Source organism: Novosphingobium sp. BL-S-33, from assembly GCF_056857025.1.
This window is the reverse complement of the sequence record NZ_CM166475.1, coordinates 982,586-999,820: the sequence shown is the minus strand read 5'-3', so window position 1 is coordinate 999,820 and position 17,235 is coordinate 982,586. Positions and strand designations below refer to the sequence as shown.

The window sequence follows — 17,235 nt, the reverse complement described above, 5'->3', positions numbered from 1 at the left end:
GCGCTTATTGTTCAGCCGAAAGGCCGCAGGGTCAGTCTGATCCACAATTCGCGACCCGGGTCCATATAGCACAGCATCTCGTCGACGCCCGCCGGTCCGGCAGCATTGCCGCCGGTGATCTGGCCGCCGAGCAGACCATTTTGGAAGTTCGACGGTGAGCAGTTGCTCGCCGTATATTGTTTCGTCAGATTTTTGCCAATCAACGCAACTTCCCAACGGTTGTCCGGACCCTGCAAGGTCAGGCCGGCATCGACTTTCGCATAGCCACTCTGGTAAAAATCTTTGCGCTTGCCGGGACCGGTGAGGAATTTCGAGGTCAGATAATTGTTATTGGAAACGATCAGCTTCCAGTCGCCTATCGGTATCTCGTAGTCGAAGCCGACGTTCCCGCTCCAATCAGGTGCGCGCAAGAATGGAGAGCCGGAAAGGTCCTGGGCGAAATAGAAGCCCTGCTGGCCGTTGACCGTCACTGCGCCGGCACCGGGGTTCGCCTGGTCGGGCGAAGGTACAAATTCCTGGTTGCAGCCGTTGGCAATTGTCTGGCCACCGTAGCACGGAACGTTGTTGAGCGTCTTGAACCGGGCGTGGGTGTAATTTACCGCCGCATTGAGCGTTAATCCTTCCAGCGCAGTGGGGCGGAAGTGAGCTTCTGCCTCAGCGCCGTAGCTGCGGCCGCTACCGGCGTTGACCGTCCGAATGACGGGTATCGATCCGACCGTGGGTTCGATGCCGCCGACCTGCAGGCCGGTATACTCGTAGTCGAACCCTGCAAGTGTGAAGCTCAGTTGGTTGTTGAAGGTACGGCCCTTGATGCCGCCTTCGAAGCCGGTGACTTTCTCGTCGCCGAAAGAGTTATCCAGCCAGCCATTGGCGTTAAGCGTCTGAGGCGTCGCGATGCTGAAAGAGCCCGATTTGTAGGCTACCTTGTATGAGGCAAAGATGTTGAGGTCTTGCGTGGGCTTGTACGTGATCGTCACTTCCGGGGATGACCGGGTGGAATTCACGCGAGGCGTCGCTACCGGGACAATGTAAGGCGTGGTGGGCGTCACCGGCAGTCCGGCGCCGAGATTGGTGAGTGAATAGTAAAGCAGGGGATCCTGTTCCCGCTTTTCATTGGTCACGCGCACGCCGCCCGCCAGTTCGAGTTCGGGCGTTATCTTGTAGCGCACCTGGCCAAAGGCAGAGTACGTCTCGATGTCAAATTGGTTGAGCCCGTCCTGCAGTGGAATGCCGCTTGCGGCTGCCGGGACGAAGAATTTATTGGCGTATAGTGTCACCCGATCGGAAACTTTGCCGTCCTGGTAGAAACCGCCGAGCGTGAAGTTGAAGGGGCCGGCAAAGTTGCTGTTGAAGCGTACTTCTTCAGTGAAGTCTCTGCGCCGGAAACGCGGGTTCGTCACGGCAAGAAGCGGACCGGAAAACCCTGAAAGCGACGGGTTCAGCGCGCTGTCGGAATGGAGGTTGTAATAGCCTGTCACGGACGTGGCGGTTACATCGTCAGTCAAATTATAGTTCAGTTCCAGCACGCCGTAGCGCTGCGTACTTTCGATATAGGAAGTCTCTTTATTTAGACCAACAAAGTTCGCGGGATTCATGTCCACGATGTAGCCAACGCGATCGAGCTTGCAATTGTCGTTGGGGTTGATGAACGGTGCGTTGCCGTAGGCCGGTACTCCGCCAACGCCATCGGGGCAGGACTTCAGCTGCCCATTTTCAGCATTGTAGCTCTTGTCATGGACAAGATTGACCTTGAGCTTGGCGTTGAACCGCCAGCTTGGATCCCAGATCACCGTGCCGCGAACCTGATAGCTGTCGCCGCGGCCAGTTCGGCTGAAGCGAGGGGACAGGCCGCCGAGCGCCGATACGGGGAGCGACACGCCTGGCGCCGGTGAGAACGTGGCGGTCGCTGGTATGTCCGCATCGTTGAAATAATACCCGTCAGTCTTCGAGTAGACGCCGGCGATGCGCGCCTTCAACGTATCGCTCAAAGGCCCCGAGACGACGCCTTCAAAACGCATGGCATGCGCCTCTGCCTCATAGCCGGCGGTACCCTTGACTTCGAGCTCGTCGGTTGGATCAGCGGTGTGGATCGCGATCACGCCGCCGGGGCTGCTCTTGCCGTAGAACAGGGACTGCGGCCCCTTCAGCACTTCGACCTGGCCGACGTCGAACATGCCGCTGGTGAAGGCGAGGCCTTGTCCAAGCGAAAGGCCGTCGATGTTGAGCGAAACCGACTGGTCGATTCCCGGATCGAACGAACTGGTGCCCACGCCGCGCAGAGTAACCTGCTGGCCGATCGACAGCACCGCCGTTCCGATCATCAGGCCGGGCGTTAGCTTGGTGAGATCCTTAAGATCGAGGGTCTGCTGGCGGGCAAGGGTCTCGGCCGACACGACCTGTTCGATCACCGGGACATCGAGTTGGGTTTCCTGGCGTTTGCGCGCTGTAACGATGATGTCGCCTGGTGCAACGCTGACAGCGGCTCTGCCTTGCTGGTCGGGTTGTTTGGCAGGCTGTTCGTCGGCAAGGGCCGGATTGGCAGTGGCAAGTGCGACGACAATGGCCGTCATGCTAGAGAACATCGTGCACGTCCTGGACATAGCTCTCTCCCCGATATTATTTCTGGCTGGCTACAGCGGTTAATTGTTATTTTGGTATTACTAAATTGTTACTATGAGTTTCCGGATATTGAAAACAATGTAATGTCGTGAGAACGGCGGCGCGCCCTTTGATCGCTGTGGCGATTGGTGGGAAATGGCTGAATAATTGGATTAATATTTCAAATGACTTTAATCATAGGGTGCATTGGCCATCGCCATCAGCTCATCCTCTTCACGGAAGTAAAGTCTTGAACCGGCACTTCGTCGGTGCGGCCAAAGAACCTGTCGAGATCGCTGATGGTCGCGGCTGTCATGGTCGTTGCGGAGGGGGCGGCGAATTCCTCCACGATCCGCGCCTTGGCGCGCCTGACGGCAGGTCGCTCGGCGATTGCCTCCCGCCATCGCCTCATCGCCGGATAGCTGTCGATCGAAAGGCCATGACGTTCGAGGTACTCGGCCCAAGGGAAAGTGGCGATGTCGGCGATCGAATAGGCGTCACCCGCGATCCATTCGCGGTTCGAGACCCTGTCGTCGATGAGTTGGTAGAACCGCTTGGCCATCGCGGCGTAGCGGCCCAAGGCGTAGGGCTCGCTGCCTTCGGGGAGCAAACGGAAATGGGTATACTGGCCAAGCATCGGTCCGATTCCGGCCATCTGCACCATAAGCCACTGGAACACTTCGTAGCGATCGGCCGATCGGGCCGGCAGCAATTTTCCGTGCTGTTCGGCCAGCCAGATCAGGATCGCGCCAGACTCGGCGAGCGGCCTGCCAAGCGCCGGATCTTCGATGACCGGAACTTTGCCCAAGGGATTGAGCTTGAGGAACTCGGACGTGAATTGCTCACCCTTGAACAGGGCGACATGCTTGAGAACATAGGGTAATTCCAGTTCCTCCAACATGATCGCCACTTTGACGACATTGGGGCTCATCACGCCGTGGAGGATGATCGGTTTCTGTTCACTCATCTGATCAACCTTTGGCAAAGAGCCGGCCGATGGAGCCGCCAAGCGGTGCAGGCATGAACCCATCGTCAGGCCAATCGATCCAGCCGCCGCCCGCGCTCGTGCCGCCGTCGATATGCAGTGTCGTCCCGGTGATCGACCGCGAGAGGTCGCTCGCCAGAAACAGTACGCCGTTGGCAAGATCCTCGACCGTCGGATCGCGCTTCATCGGGACATAGATCTTCGACGCTTCGGCAAGGGTTTCGGGCCCAAGCTTCTCGATCCTGGCAAAGTCTTCCGGATAGAGCGACCCGTTCGACGTCTTCGCCGGCGAAGTGTCCGGAGCGATGAGGTTGACGCGGATCTGGTCCGCGCCCAATTCCACCGCAAGCGCCTTGCTGAAGTTCGTTGTGGCCGCCTTGGCTCCGGCGTAAACTGCGAAGGTCGCGGCGCCGCGATGCGCCTCGATCGTCGTGAAATTGATGATGCTGCCGCCGCCGCTCTTGCGCAGCAGCGGGATCGCGCGCCGACAGCTGTCGATGATGTATCCGTAGTTCATGCGGATATCTTGCGCGTTGTCTTCGCGCGTGGAGTCTTCGAATCTGGAGCGCTTGCAGCGGGTGGGCACGTTGACCACGATATCGACCTGGCCGAAGTCCTGCTCGACGCGATCGTAGAACGCGTCGAGCGCTGCCGGATCGGCGACATCGGCGTGATAGGCCAGAATGCGTACGCCCAGCGCTTCGACTTCGGGCACGATCGAGGCCACCTCGTCCTCGTGATTGTCGCAGGCAGCGATATGGATCCCGGCTTTGGCGAGAGCCAGTGTATAGGCCCGCCCCTGGATTTCTCCGCAGCCGCCGACGACCACGGCAACTTTACCCTTCAGTGCGGCATGAGCTTCGAGGAGCCCCATTTCCTTGATCCTCTCGTGGTGTTCGTGATCGCTTGTCAGACGAGTAACTCGAATTCGATGACGGGCATTCCTCGCTCAGCCTGTTGGATGCCAGCTTTCGTAGCTCGGATGATCTGATCTTGGCACTGCCGGTGAGGACCAGTTCCTCCTCACGCAAGAAAAGGATCTCTCGTGGTATCTTGTAGCTCGCGAGTGACTGCCTGGCGAAATTCCGAATCGCCATGGCGTCGAGGATCACACCGTCCTCCAGGACGATGCAGCCGATCACGATTTCGCCCAAAGTGTCGTGCGGAACTCCGATGGTCCGGGCTACTTTGACGCCGGGACATTTCTCCAGCACCGCGTCGATTTCGAGCGGCGATACGTTGGCCCCTCCGGTTTTGATGATGTCGGAGAGGCGGCCGTCCCACTGGAGCCGCCCCAATTCGTCGAGATAGCCGCCGTCACCAGTGTGGAAGAAGCCGTCGGGATCGAAGGTGTCGGCAGGGTCGATGCCGAGATAGCCGAGCATCAGCGTTGGCCCCTTTACCGCAATCTCTCCCCGGCTTCCGCGCGGCAGGGTCTTTCCGGTCTGCGGGTCGACGATCTTCATTGCGTTCCCGGCCAGAACCTCGCCCCAACTCCGGCCACGGACATTTTCGGGCGAGGAATTTGGAAAGCAGGTGGTGACCGTGAACGTCTCAGTGCTACCGTAATTGCAGACCGGTTCCGACCATGTGCTGCGAATGGTCGGATGCTGGGCAAGTGGCAGGACGAAGTCGACATATTTCATGGCAGAGAGGTCGACCGTCTCCCAGTTCGGCGCCTCCCGCATTTGCTTGGCCTGATGGGGCCAAACGACAGGATAGTTGACGCGCTCCTTCTCAAGCAGTTCGAGCGAGGCGACCGGGTCGAACGTCGATTGCAGGACGAGGCTGCCGCCCGACGAAAGCGTGGCCCCCAATACGGTCGCAAAATTTCCCGACCAGAAGAAACCGTTCGGCGCCCAACTTCGGACGTCCTCGGCCAACCCGAACATCCGCGGCCAACGCCAGAAGTGGATGCACATGCCGCGATGCGTATTGAGGATGCCTTTGGGCAGCGCCGTGGAGCCCGACGAATAGAGGATGGCCCCCAGTTCGTGCGGCTGAACCGCCGCCGCCATTTCCTCGATCACGGCTTCCGGTATTGATGCCGCACTTGCGACAAGCGCGTCCCACGGTTCGATCGCTCCACTTGGCAAAGTGGCGCCCACCCTGAAAAGGCGGCGCAGGAACGGATAGTTCTGCGAAACCAGTTTGCCGGGGGCACACTGCCGGATGGCAGGCTCCAGTTCCTCCAGCATCTGGCAGAAGTCTTTCTTGAGGACTTTTCCTTCGAACAAGAGGATCGACACGGCCGAATTGCGCAGCAGGTAGTCAAGTTCCGATGATGTCGAAAAGGTGCTGAGCGTCACGGCCACGCCGCCGGAAAGAGCCACGCCGAAGACGCCGGCGAGCCATTCCGGACGATTGGTCATCATGACGCCCACGCGGCTGTCCTTGCCGACGCCATGCGCGCGCAGTCCGCGCGCGACCTGCATCGCGCGGTCCCAAAGGTCGGTGTAGGACCAGCGGATCTCCCCGCCATTCTCGTGCATGACGAGTGCCTCGCGCTCTGTGAAGCGCGCAGTGACCTCACGCAAATAGCCGCCCAAGGTCAAAGCGCCTAGATCAGGCTCTTCGGACAGCGCCGGCCCGTAGACAATCGGAGGGAGGGCAGATCCGCCGTTTGACTTGGCCATCGTACTTCCTCCCTGACAATCTCTGAGCCAAGCCACGCCGGGCCCGTTATCGTCGCTATTTCACGTGCGCCATCAGCGGGTCTGCCATCAGGCTTGTCGCGAAAGGCTTGAGCTGGTCGAATGCGCTGGCCCGCACGAGTTTGGGCCAGTCGGGTTCGGCGATCATCGCGCGGCCGACCGCAACGAGATCGAAATCACCGCGATCGAACCGCCGCATCAAATCGTCCAGTCGCTCCAGGTTGAGCGGTGCGACCGTGTCGGCACTGAGGCTGGCGAGGAAATCCATGTCGAGCCCGATCGAACCGATGGTGCAACTTGGCATACCGGTTACTTTCTTGACCCAGCCAGCCAAGTTCAGGTCGCTGTCGTTAGCGAAAGTCGGCTCCCAAAAACGGCGCTGCGAACAATCGAACAGATCGACGCCCGCTTCGACCAGCGGCGCGAGCAGATCTTCAAGCTCTTGCGGCGTTTCGGCGAGGCAGGCATTGAAATCGGCCATCTTCCAGAACGACATCCGCATGATGATCGGCATGCCGGGTTCAAGCTCGGCCCGGCAGGCGCGGATCACTTCCGCGGCGAATTGACCGCGGGCTTTCGGGCTGCCGCCGTAGCGGTCGGTGCGATGGTTCAGTTCCTTCCAAAGAAACTGGTCGATGATATAGCCGTGGGCGCCATGCAGTTCGATGCCATCGAAGCCAAGCTCTACGGCCTTGGCAGTGCTGCGAGCATAAGCGGCGATCACTTCGTCGATCTGGGCATGGGACATGCCTTCGGCCACCTTCTGGCCCGGGGCAATATAGCCCGAGGGACTGACCTGACCCAGTTCCGGACGGTAAACTATACCCTTGCCCGCGAGCAGATCCGGACCGCTGGGGATCAACCCGACATGCCATAGTTCGGGCACGCAGAGGCCGCCTTCGCGGTGAACCTTGGTGGCCACATTGCGCCATGCATCCCACGAGTCCTCGCCGCGGATCCGGCCCAGCATCGGATTGTCGCCCGAGGAGGGGTGGTCGATGTAGGCCCCCTCGGTGATTACCAGGCTGGCGCCGCCTTGCGCGCGCCGGGCGTAGTATTCGGCCGAGTCATCGCCGGGGATGCCATTCTTGCAGACTTCGAGCCCCATCGGCGGAAAGACGAAGCGATTGGGCAGGGTGAACTTGCCGAGCTGGAACGGCGTGAACAGCCCTTCGAAATCCACTGGCCCCATGACATCTCTTCCTCATGGCGCGGAACTTGAGCCCGCTGCCCGGATGTCTCCTATAGAAATTAAAGCACTCGCTCAATATTTTTGTAGGGCGTATCATGCGAACGGATAAATTGTACTCGGAAGGGCGCACCGATCAGCCGGAAGTGGCAGGGTCGGGCGATCGGCCATTTGACGCCCCGTTACGGGGCTGAAGCCGGTTCCAGCTTGTTGAGCAGGCCTTCGAGAAACGCGTGAACCGCTTCATGGGCCAGCGACGTTCCCAAGGCTTCTTCCGTCCCGAGTGTTCGGCTGATGGCGGCAATGAGAAAGGCCACGACTTCCGGTGCCGGCGCGCTTTGTATGTTGGCACGCTCCAAAGCGCCTGCGATGATCATGCTATGGATGTTTCTGGTCGTTTCGTTCGCCCGCCGGACTTCGTTGCCAATAGCTTCGGAATGGCGTGCAAGAGCGATAAATTCGATGGTGAGGCGGGCGTCGGCCTGCTGGAGAGACTCCTCCCAAAGGCTGCGCAGCGGGCTCGTCGATGTGAGTGAACGGACTTGCCGAGCCAGATAATCCTCTTCCGCGCGGCGAAACAGGGCGAGCATCAGATTGTCCATCGTACCGAAGTGATAATGGACGAGCTGGGACTTCAGGCCGGCCACTTCGGCCACTCGTCGTGAGCTGACGGCGGCATAACCCTCGTTGCACATTATCTGCTGAGTGGCGTCCAGGATGGCCCTCTTGGTTCCGGCGCTTTCGTCACTCTTTCGCTTCCTGGTCATGGTCAAGTTCGGTGCTCCCAATCCATCGCAATACCTCTGTGGCATAAAATAAGCGACTGCTTAAAAATTCTTGTTGAGCCGCCGCGTTTTGGGCGGAGATCGGGCCGCGAACGCTCCTGCCATATCTTGATAGGGCACTTCAAATCCGGGGCCGTTCGGAAAGGGACATGCCTGCCAACCGCGAGCCCGCCGTCAAAGCCAGAATGGCATCGATCACCGTGGACATCGCGCAAGACGCGCCATAGGTCTGCCGTTGCATCTGCGTGGTGCGATGGGGGAAGATTCGTGAGTCTGATGCTTTTTCTTGCGGCCGCTTCGGCCGCTGCCGCACCTGTGACGCCGACGACGCTTCAGGAAAAGTTCGATGCGGCCAGCGCTCTGCAAAACAGCGGCCAATGCAAGGAAGCGATCGCGCAGTTCGAGGCGCTGGAAAAGGATCCTCACCTCAAGCCGGGCTCGTTCCCCGCTTCGGCGGTGGCGGTGCGCAAGGGCATCTGCCTGGTCCGCCAGATCCGCCGGGATGAAGGGGAGCGTGCGATCGCGCTGGGTCTGCCCGCACTGATTGCCGCCGGGCCGGACTTTGCCTCCGACGTATCGGAAGCGCGGATGGCATTGGGCGATGTGCGCATGGCCCTTTCCGATCGCACGGGCGCCGCGGCGTATTACCGGTTGGCGCTGGAAGGCCGCACCGGCGCCTTCCGGCTCGATCCGCTGCTGCGTCTGGCCCGTGCGACCGCATTCGACGGAACCGAAGAAGCGCTTGCCCCGGCGCGTGAAGCGCTGGCGATCATGGACTCGCTTCCGGAGATGAATAAAAAGAACGCCATTGCCTATCGCACGCTTTACGCGCGCACGTTGCTCAATCAGGGCCGGGCGGAAGAAGCCTACAAGGAACTGAAGCAGGCACTGGCACTCAGCGGCGGGCTAACCCTGCGCACGACGGTTGACGAGGTTTCCTTGCGCGGGGACCTGGCGATGGCAGCTATGTTGATCGGACGCCGGGACGATGCCCGCCTCTATCTGGCCTATACCGGTGCCGGCCGCCTTTCCGGCAAGCCGTTCGTCCATGCGGAATCGATGGATCCGCCGCTGTGCGGTGAGGAGACCGGCCTGCGCCCGGATGACGTGGCCGTGGTGGAGTTCGGTATCAATGACGATGGCACCGTGGCTTACGCGCAGACCGTCTATTCGCGGGGTGGTCCGCAAGTGGCGGCCGCCTTCGAACAGGCCGTGCATGATTGGTATTGGGGGCCGGACAGTGCCGCAGCCATTCCCGCCTTCTATCGCGTCGCCGCGCGCGTGGAAGTGCGGTGCAGCAATCGGCTGGGCAAGGCTCCTGGCCTATGGGCACCGATGAACGCGCGCTTTGCCAACTGGGCCGCGACGGTCCTGCCGGCGGATACTCTGGAGGGCGATCGTATCGCCGTGCTCGCCCGGCTGCACCGGCTGGGAGAAGACGAAACCGGCGCCGCCAGCGCAGCGGTACGCGCCGCAGCGCTGGGCATGACCCTGGATCTCGATCCTTATGCCCCGTCCGCGTTGGCCGACAAGGCCGTTCAGATCGCCACGCAGGCATCTCTTCCGGCAGAACTTACGAACTCGCTGCGCGTAGAGCAACTGGTGCATCGCGATCCGGACAGCAAGCAGAGGGCACGGGATCGCAGCCGGGCGAGGGCTGCGCTGGCGGCGGAGCCGGCGATCGCCGCCGACGCACTGGCCGCAGACACGCTCCTGCTCGACGCCGCGGGAGAGCGGACGACGCGGCGCGATCCGCAGACCGACGCCTGGGTGGCGCAAGTGGCGCAAGATACGCGGCTGCCCGAAACCCATCCGCTGCGGCAGCTCGCCTGGCTGGAGCAAGCCAATCGCGCCGCAGCAGCGGGCAATCTGAAGCAAGCCCAGACCTATTACGACAAGACCGGACTGACCGATGAACAGTGCGCTCTGCTCAGCCTGCCCCCGGCGCTCCGGCGTACCAATGTGACTGGCGGCGACTATCCCTTGTCAGCCATGCAAATGGGCTTCGAAGGCTGGGTCAATCTGGAATACGACATCAACGCCAATGGCTCGACGGCAAACGTGCGCCCGCTCGTTTCCTATCCGCCGTTGATCTTCGGAAAGGCGGCGACCGAAGTTGGCAAAGGCGTGCAGTACGACATGAGCTATCGCCCGGGGGCCTCCACCGCCTGTACCGCGAACACCAACACGATCGCCTTCGCCATGCGCCCCTGATACCCGTGGCAGCGTCGAGCGTGTGCGGCTTCCTCAGGACTTGCCGTGCCGTTCGCATGCCGTGACGGAGATAAACGCAGGCTCGCCGAACCCGCGGTAGACTTCATTCGTCAGCCAGAGTTTCTCGTCATCATGATCGGTCGCGGAGATTTCCTTCGACCAGAACCGGAGCGCTGCATTCCAGCGATAACCCCTGCCCTTGAGCAGATCCTTGGATTCAAACGGGGCGTCGATCGCATTGACGCGGTAGCTTGGCTGTTCCGACGCGGCGAGCAATTTGGCAAGGATCGTCACGCCATCTGGCAGGTCGTGCGCGAGAAGGTAGATCAGCGCCAGAATGTCGTTTTCGGCGCGGTGCCCCTCATAGAACCAGCCGCACTGCGAGACGAGATGGGCCAGCGCCTTGCCGTCGAAGCCCAGTTCAAGCCAATCCGGTTCGGCCATCGAACAAGCCCACGGCTTGCCCGCGATAGCCGGCAGCCGTTTGTCGACGAAGGGGCGGTCGAAGCGCGCGTTATGGGCGATGATGAGATCAGCAGAGGACAGGATCTCGATCGCGAGTGCCTCGTCGATTTTCTGGTTTTCGAGAACCTCGTTCGTGAGACCCGTCAGTTTCGTAATTCGGGGATCAAGCGGCACGCCTGGATCCTCGCGCCATACCCTTGGTTGTCCGACCTGGACGATGCGGCCGGTGTCATCGAAGCGGAAACGCTGGATGGCGAGTTCGATGATCTTGTCCGTCTCGTGGTCAAGGCCGGTCGTCTCGACATCGATGGCAACGCCGATCCGGCTGTTTCCTCCCGGCCTGGGCGCATGAAATCGCGAGACCGGCTGAAGACGGCGCAACACGCGGAAATCGGGGCTGGGATCCAGGAACGCCGCGGCGCGGTACAGGGCATCGGGTGAAGGGCGGGACATAGCTGCGGCTTGATTGAGGTGTGCCCGGAAAAGGCGGGGCCGGAGCCTTACCGCCGGCCAGTCGTTTTGTCATGGGGCTGTCGCTATCGCGTCGTCTCGATTTCAGGCAGGATCGCCTTATGGCTGCGCTGAATATTCCCGGTCCCGCTTCCGCCGTGCGCGGCCTGCTCGTGCGGCAGGTGCGCGGCGTTTTCAATGACCGCGAGAAGGGCGAGATGCCGGTCGTTCCTTCGAATGACGCATTGTTCGAGGTAGATAGCCCGATCCGCATGGTTCACGCCGATGTGGTCGCCATGATGGTTGGCGGCATGCGGGCGCTGCTGTTGCAGATGCTTCATCCGGCGGCGTTGCAGGGCGTGCTCGATCATTCCGATTTTCGCGAGGACGTGCAGGGGCGGCTGCGCCGAACCGCGCGGTTCATTGCATTGACCACTTACGGTCATCGCGATGAGGCCCGGAAAGCCATCGACAGGGTCAATGCCATTCACGCGCGCGTCACCGGGACAATGCCGGATGGCCGGACCTATTCGGCGACCGAACCTCGGGTCCTTGCATGGGTACATCTTGCGGAGGCGACGAGCTTTCTGGAGGCCTATCTGGCTTATGGAAATCCCGGCATGCCACCGGCCGCGCAGGACCGCTATTTCGAACAAAGCGCGGTCGTGGCCGAGATGCTGGGGGCTTCGCCGCTTCCGCGCAGTCGCCTGGAAGCCCAGTCGCTGATGGCTGACATGCGAGGTGAACTCGAAGGCAGTCTTGCGGCGCGCGAGGTGGCCTCGTTCCTGTTGAATGGCGAGCGGGAGCGGCGCTCCGGAGCGGTGGCGAGAACCCTTGCGGTCGCGGCGGTGGATCTGCTGCCACCGTTCGCGCGGATCTTGCTGGGATTGAAACGGCCGGGGGCTTCGGCGTGGCCGCAAATGATCGGCACGCGGGCCATGGCCGGGGCGGTGCGATGGGCCTTTGCCGGGACGCGGTGAACGCTTTCGAGGTTAGCACGGGCAGGGCGCGGATGCCGGCTATTGCAAGGCGGTCGGCGCATCGACTTTCACTGCGGGCGCGCTGGCCGCGACGATCTTGGGCGCGGTTACCTTGCGCAGGCACTCGGTGGGATCGTTGCGCGGGAAGAGTTTGCAATCCCACGCGGTCATCTCGCGGTGGCTGGCCTGATCGCGCAAATAGAGAAAGGCCATGGACCGCCGCGCGCTGGTCGGGATCGGATAGCTTCGGGGAATGTCCGCGCCGTCGACCCAGCCCGTCACCTCGCAGAAACTGCGCCCGCGACAGAGATCGAGCGCCAGCGATCCGAAGGAGCCGGGGGCGGTGCGCGGCAAAAGCAGGCCGAAGGCATCGCCCGACGGTTTCAGCAGTTTCAGCCGGGCGCCCCGCAGGTCCACACCGATCACATCCGGAGACGTGGGATCGGGCGGGTCGGCCAAAGCCGTCGCAACGGCCGGAATAAGGTCGGCCCCGGTCCCGGCCGCAAGCGGATCCGGTTCCTGGCCGGTTGCAAGCGCTGTTAGAGGCGCAATCGCCGACTCTCCGGGATCGACACGCTGGCGGAAGGCCGCGGGACTGCCCCAGCCGCCGCGCCAGCGAAAGAACAGGTGCGGTCCCACGCGCGCAATCTTGTCGAGTTCGCCGCTCCAGGGCGGGGCTACCCAATCCGTATGGTAATGCGTGGCATGTCCAACCGGCGCGAACACGGCGCCATTGAGCGCGCTGGCCGCGATCGCGCGGGCCTTGTCCCAAAGCCAGGGCATCGGCCGCCTTGCCATGGCGCCGTCGCAGGTGAAGGTGAATTGGCAACCGGTCGCGCGCTCGGCGCCCTGGAACACGACGCCGCAGGCACTGGCGGGGAAGGCGGGATGGCGCATCCGGTTCAGCACGACCTGCGCGACCGCCCGCTGCCCGTCGAGATCGCCGCCGGCTTCGTAGTACTCGGCACTGGCGATGCAGTCGATCGCGCGAAGGCGGTCCTCCTGCGATCCGACGAAGCGGAACGGGGCGGCCGGTGTCTCGCGTCCGCTGGCAAAGGGAATGGAGGCATTGATCCGCCTGGCCGCCTCGCGCGCGGCATCGTCCGGCATACCGGGGGGAACCAACTCGGGAAGAGCGGGCAGGGGAGTGGAGGGCAAGGCGAAGGCCTGCAAGCCGGTCGCTACCCCCGCAATCATGCGCGCGACCGGGACGATCGGGCCGATCTCTCCGGTGACGCCCCCGCCCAATGCCGAGGACCAGGGCAGCAATCCGAGCAGCAGCGGAGCCATCAGTCCCCCGGCCCGGAGCTGTGGGTTTGCTGAAAGCTCCGCCATTGGCGCGCATATACCGCGCCTTTGGCGAAGCGCGGAAGACCCATACCGGCCGAACCGTGGTGATTGCGCGCCTGTCTGCGTTGCTTGGCCGCTTATCTCGGGACTCTGCCGATCGTTCTCCATTCTTTGGACAAAGGCCAAAGACTGGGGCTGATCGTTCAGGCGATGAGTATTTGTGTTCAAACCGGGCTTGTGGCTGGTCTTCGGCGTCATTGCTATATGCCCGACCGGCTATCAGCCAAACATAGACCGTGAACATTCCGGCGACGCCAGAGGAGAGACCATGAACGACACGCCCCACGCGTTTGAGGAGCATGATTTCTTCCGCAGCGATCGGTTCGTCAACGATCCGTACCCCTATTTCGACTATCTGAGAGACCAGTCTCCGGTGGTGCGTGAGCCGCATCAGGGCATCATCATGGTCACTGGCTATGACGAAGCCCTTGAGGTCTATAACGATCCCGCTCGCTTCTCATCCTGCATGTCGACGACTGGACCGTTCGCAGGCTGCCCTATTCCGTTCGAGGGGCATGAAAACGAAGATGTTTCCGAACTGATCGAAGCCTATCGGGATCAGACGCCGTTCAGCGATCAGCTTCCGACGATGGACCCGCCGGTGCACACCATGCACCGGTCGCTGCTGATGTCGCTGATTACCCCGAAGCGCCTCAGGGAAAATGAGGAGTTCATGTGGAAGCTGGCCGACGAACAGATCGACACCTTCCTTGCGCGCGGCGAGTGCGAGTTCATGGACGCCTTCGCGCAGCCCTTCGCCGTGCTCGTCGTATCGGACCTGCTCGGCGTGCCGCCTGAGGATCGGGTCGAATTCCGCAAGCACCTCATTCGGGTGGAGCAGGAAAGTGGCGGCGCCGTGGTCGGCGGCACCGACGGAGGGGTTCATCACTCGCCGTTGCAGTGGCTGTACGACACGTTCTCGGCCTATATCGCGGACCGCAGGACCAATCCCAAGGAGGATATCCTGACCGGGCTCGCCAAGGCGACATTCCCCGGTGGCGAGGTGCCGGAGCCGATCGACGTGGCCCGCATTGCGGCCAACTTGTTCGCGGCCGGGCAGGAAACCACGGTGCGGTTGCTCAGCTACGCTTTCCAGGTGATCGGCGAGCGGCCGGACCTCCAGCAGCGCCTTCGCGAAGACCGCAGCCTCATCCCCAATTTCGTCGAGGAATGCCTGCGCATCGAGGGCCCGGTCAAAGGCGACTTCCGGCTGGCCAAGAAGCCGACGACCCTTGGCGGGGTCGATATCGCGGCCGGCAGCTTCCTCTATATCTCGAACAGCGCGGCCAACCGGGATTCTCGTAAGTTTGAAAACCCCGGCGAGTTCGACATGGCCCGCAAGAACGCGCGGCTCCACGTGGCATTCGGCGCCGGTCGTCATGCCTGTCCCGGCGCTCCGCTGGCGCGGGCAGAGGCGGTCGTCAGCCTCAACCGCATGTTCGATCGGACCAGCGACATTCGCATTTCCGAGAAAGTTCACGGCCCGCGCGACGCACGCCGCTACAGCTATCTGCCAACCTTCATTCTGCGCGGGCTGACGCATATCAATCTGGAGTTTGACCCGGTGGAGGCTGTCGCGCGATGAAAGTCCGTGTCGATCCGGATCTATGCGCCGGTTTCGGGATCTGCGTGGGGCTCTGTCCCGAAGCGTTCGAGCTGCACGAAGACGGCTATGCTACCGTGCTGGTCGGTGAGGTGCCTGCGGAATTCGAGGATATGGTGCATCGGGCGGTCGACCGCTGCCCTGCGCGGGCGATTTTCCTCGTTGACGACTCTTCCGTTGACTAGGGCATAAACTGAAACGCTAAACCACAAGCCAATCCATCATGACGAGAGAGAGAATAGCGCTCGATTAAAAGGTCGGTTACGCTCCGATAGGGCATCCGGAACGATCGGAACCTCGGCAGGAGACTGGCATGAGCACGATCTCGAGTCGCGAATACCAGATGTTCCCGGTTCTGGGCGCTGCCGAAGTGGCCGCTGCGCGGCGTTTCGCAAGTGGGCCGGAGCGCGTTTTCGCCCCCGGCGATGCGGTTTACTCCATTGGCGACCGCGACTCGCCCACCTGGCTGGTGCTCGCGGGGCATATCGAGGTCCAGCGCCGCGACGGGTTGAGCCGGGAAGCCCATGTCACCACCCATGGTCCCGGCCAATTCACGGGCGAGATCAACCAATTGGCCGGTCGCCCCTCGATCGCGGGCGGGCGGGCCGGACCGGACGGTTGTACAGCGATCCCGATCGATGCCGCGCATTTGCGGGCGCTGATGATCGGCTCGGCCGAACTGGGCGAGACGGTCATGCGGGCCCTGATCCTGCGCCGCGTGGGGCTTATCGAGGAAGGCGGGGCCGGCACGGTCCTGATCGGCGTACCGGGCAGCCCGGATGTGGTCAGGCTGGGCGAATTCCTGCGGCGCAGCGGCTATCCCTACCTCGTCCTCGACGTGAGTGAGGACGGCGAAGGCAAGGCCATGGTCGAGCGGCTGGGCGTGGACCCGGCGGAATATCCGCTGGTCGTCTGCCCGACCGGCCCGATCCTGCGCCGCCCGCGTGAGACCGATCTGGCGGCTTGCCTTGGTCTTTCTGCGCAGATCGATCCCGATGTGGTGAACGATGTGATGATCGTCGGCGCCGGTCCGGCGGGACTTGCCGCCGCGGTCTATGGCGCCTCGGAGGGGTTGTCGGTGGTCGTGCTTGATGCGCGCAGCATGGGCGGGCAGGCGGGGGCCTCGGCGCGGATCGAGAATTACCTCGGCTTCCCCACCGGCATATCCGGGCACGCGCTGGCGGGGCGGGCCTTCAATCAAGCGCTCAAGTTCGGTGCGCAGATGGCGATTCCCGCCGAAGTGGAAAACCTGAAGCAGAATGGCGATCACCTGTATCTGCAACTCGCGGGTGGGCATGGCGTGCGGGCGCGCGCTGTGGTGGTCGCTTCCGGCGCACGCTACCGGCGCCTTGCGATTGAGGGACTGGAGCGCTTCGAAGGCGCAGGAATATCCTACTGGGTCTCACCCATCGAGGCGCGGCTCTGCGCGGGCGAGGAGATCGCTCTGGTCGGCGGCGGCAACTCGGCAGGGCAGGCCGTGGTCTTCCTCGCGCCGCAAGTGAAGAAGCTGCACATGATCGTGCGGCGCGATCTTGCCGATACGATGTCCCGCTATCTGATCGACCGGATAGCGCAGTTGCCCAATGTCGAACTGCATGTCGGCGCGGAAGTGGTGGCGCTGGAGGGCGATGTCGCGGGCGGACTGGCAGGCGCGACTATCCGGTACAATGCGGACGGCACGCTCCACCGGCAGGCCCTGCGTCACATGTTCCTGTTCATCGGCGCCGATCCCAATTCGGGCTGGCTGCCGCCGGGACTGGAAAGGGATAACAACGGCTTCGTCGTGACCGGGCGTGGCCATTTGCCGCTCGAAACGACGATGCCGGGCGTTTTCGCCATAGGCGACGTTCGGGCCGGTTCGACAAAACGGGTCGCCGCTGCGGTTGGAGAGGGCGCTGCTGTGGTTTCCCAGATCCATACGATGTTCGCCACCAATCGGAAGGCCGCGCCATGACGGGATGT

General features: G+C 62.3%; 13 protein-coding genes. 5 read left to right on the top strand and 8 right to left on the bottom strand.

The features are described 5' to 3' along the window. Positions 1-11 precede the first annotated feature (11 nt). From AC1VVM_RS21015 to AC1VVM_RS20990, 6 genes are all read right to left on the bottom strand, one after another. On the bottom strand, positions 12-2,570 hold the full coding sequence (locus tag AC1VVM_RS21015; protein WP_482957331.1) for a TonB-dependent receptor: 2,559 nt from the start codon (positions 2,568-2,570) through the stop codon (positions 12-14). Positions 2,571-2,818: 248 nt separating this feature from the next. Then, positions 2,819-3,565, bottom strand: a complete 747-nt coding sequence (locus AC1VVM_RS21010) for a glutathione S-transferase family protein (RefSeq protein ID WP_482957330.1) — start codon at positions 3,563-3,565, stop codon at positions 2,819-2,821. A 4-nt stretch (positions 3,566-3,569) separates the two neighbouring features. Beyond that, a complete protein-coding gene (locus AC1VVM_RS21005; protein WP_482957329.1) occupies positions 3,570-4,457 on the bottom strand; it encodes an SDR family NAD(P)-dependent oxidoreductase in 888 nt (295 codons plus the stop codon). Then, positions 4,420-6,219, bottom strand: a complete 1,800-nt coding sequence (locus AC1VVM_RS21000) for a class I adenylate-forming enzyme family protein (RefSeq protein WP_482957328.1) — start codon at positions 6,217-6,219, stop codon at positions 4,420-4,422. Before AC1VVM_RS21000 ends, AC1VVM_RS21005 begins: the two co-directional genes overlap by 38 nt. 55 nt (positions 6,220-6,274) lie before the next feature. After that, the gene (locus AC1VVM_RS20995; protein ID WP_482957327.1) at positions 6,275-7,429 is read right to left on the bottom strand and encodes an oxidoreductase; all 1,155 of its coding nucleotides are present in this window, start codon (positions 7,427-7,429) and stop codon (positions 6,275-6,277) included. A gap of 179 nt (positions 7,430-7,608) precedes the next feature. Next, positions 7,609-8,193 carry a TetR/AcrR family transcriptional regulator gene (locus tag AC1VVM_RS20990; protein WP_482906768.1) on the bottom strand — a complete coding sequence of 195 codons (585 nt, stop codon included), beginning with the start codon at positions 8,191-8,193 and terminating at the stop codon, positions 7,609-7,611. A gap of 294 nt (positions 8,194-8,487) precedes the next feature. Between AC1VVM_RS20990 and AC1VVM_RS20985 the strand changes: the two genes are divergently transcribed. Next, complete coding sequence (locus AC1VVM_RS20985) at positions 8,488-10,425, top strand: energy transducer TonB (RefSeq protein WP_482957358.1); 1,938 nt, start codon at positions 8,488-8,490, stop codon at positions 10,423-10,425. 33 nt (positions 10,426-10,458) lie between these two features. Here AC1VVM_RS20985 and AC1VVM_RS20980 read toward each other — a convergent pair whose 3' ends face one another. After that, complete coding sequence (locus AC1VVM_RS20980; protein WP_482957326.1) at positions 10,459-11,343, bottom strand: 3'-5' exonuclease; 885 nt, start codon at positions 11,341-11,343, stop codon at positions 10,459-10,461. 119 nt (positions 11,344-11,462) lie between these two features. Between AC1VVM_RS20980 and AC1VVM_RS20975 the strand changes: the two genes are divergently transcribed. Beyond that, the gene (locus tag AC1VVM_RS20975) at positions 11,463-12,320 is read left to right on the top strand and encodes an oxygenase MpaB family protein (RefSeq protein ID WP_482957325.1); all 858 of its coding nucleotides are present in this window, start codon (positions 11,463-11,465) and stop codon (positions 12,318-12,320) included. 39 nt (positions 12,321-12,359) lie between these two features. Here the strand turns inward: AC1VVM_RS20975 and AC1VVM_RS20970 are convergent, their stop codons facing one another. Beyond that, positions 12,360-13,610, bottom strand: coding sequence for a cell wall hydrolase (locus tag AC1VVM_RS20970; protein WP_482957324.1), 1,251 nt, complete (start codon positions 13,608-13,610; stop codon positions 12,360-12,362). A 328-nt stretch (positions 13,611-13,938) separates the two neighbouring features. Here AC1VVM_RS20970 and AC1VVM_RS20965 point away from each other — a divergent pair, with 328 nt between their 5' ends. From AC1VVM_RS20965 to AC1VVM_RS20955, 3 genes are all read left to right on the top strand, one after another. Further along, complete coding sequence (locus AC1VVM_RS20965; protein ID WP_132390660.1) at positions 13,939-15,255, top strand: cytochrome P450; 1,317 nt, start codon at positions 13,939-13,941, stop codon at positions 15,253-15,255. Continuing rightward, complete coding sequence (locus tag AC1VVM_RS20960) at positions 15,252-15,458, top strand: ferredoxin (protein ID WP_482905676.1); 207 nt, start codon at positions 15,252-15,254, stop codon at positions 15,456-15,458. Before AC1VVM_RS20965 ends, AC1VVM_RS20960 begins: the two co-directional genes overlap by 4 nt. A gap of 128 nt (positions 15,459-15,586) precedes the next feature. Next, the gene (locus tag AC1VVM_RS20955) at positions 15,587-17,227 is read left to right on the top strand and encodes an FAD-dependent oxidoreductase (protein ID WP_482957323.1); all 1,641 of its coding nucleotides are present in this window, start codon (positions 15,587-15,589) and stop codon (positions 17,225-17,227) included. Positions 17,228-17,235 lie beyond the last annotated feature (8 nt).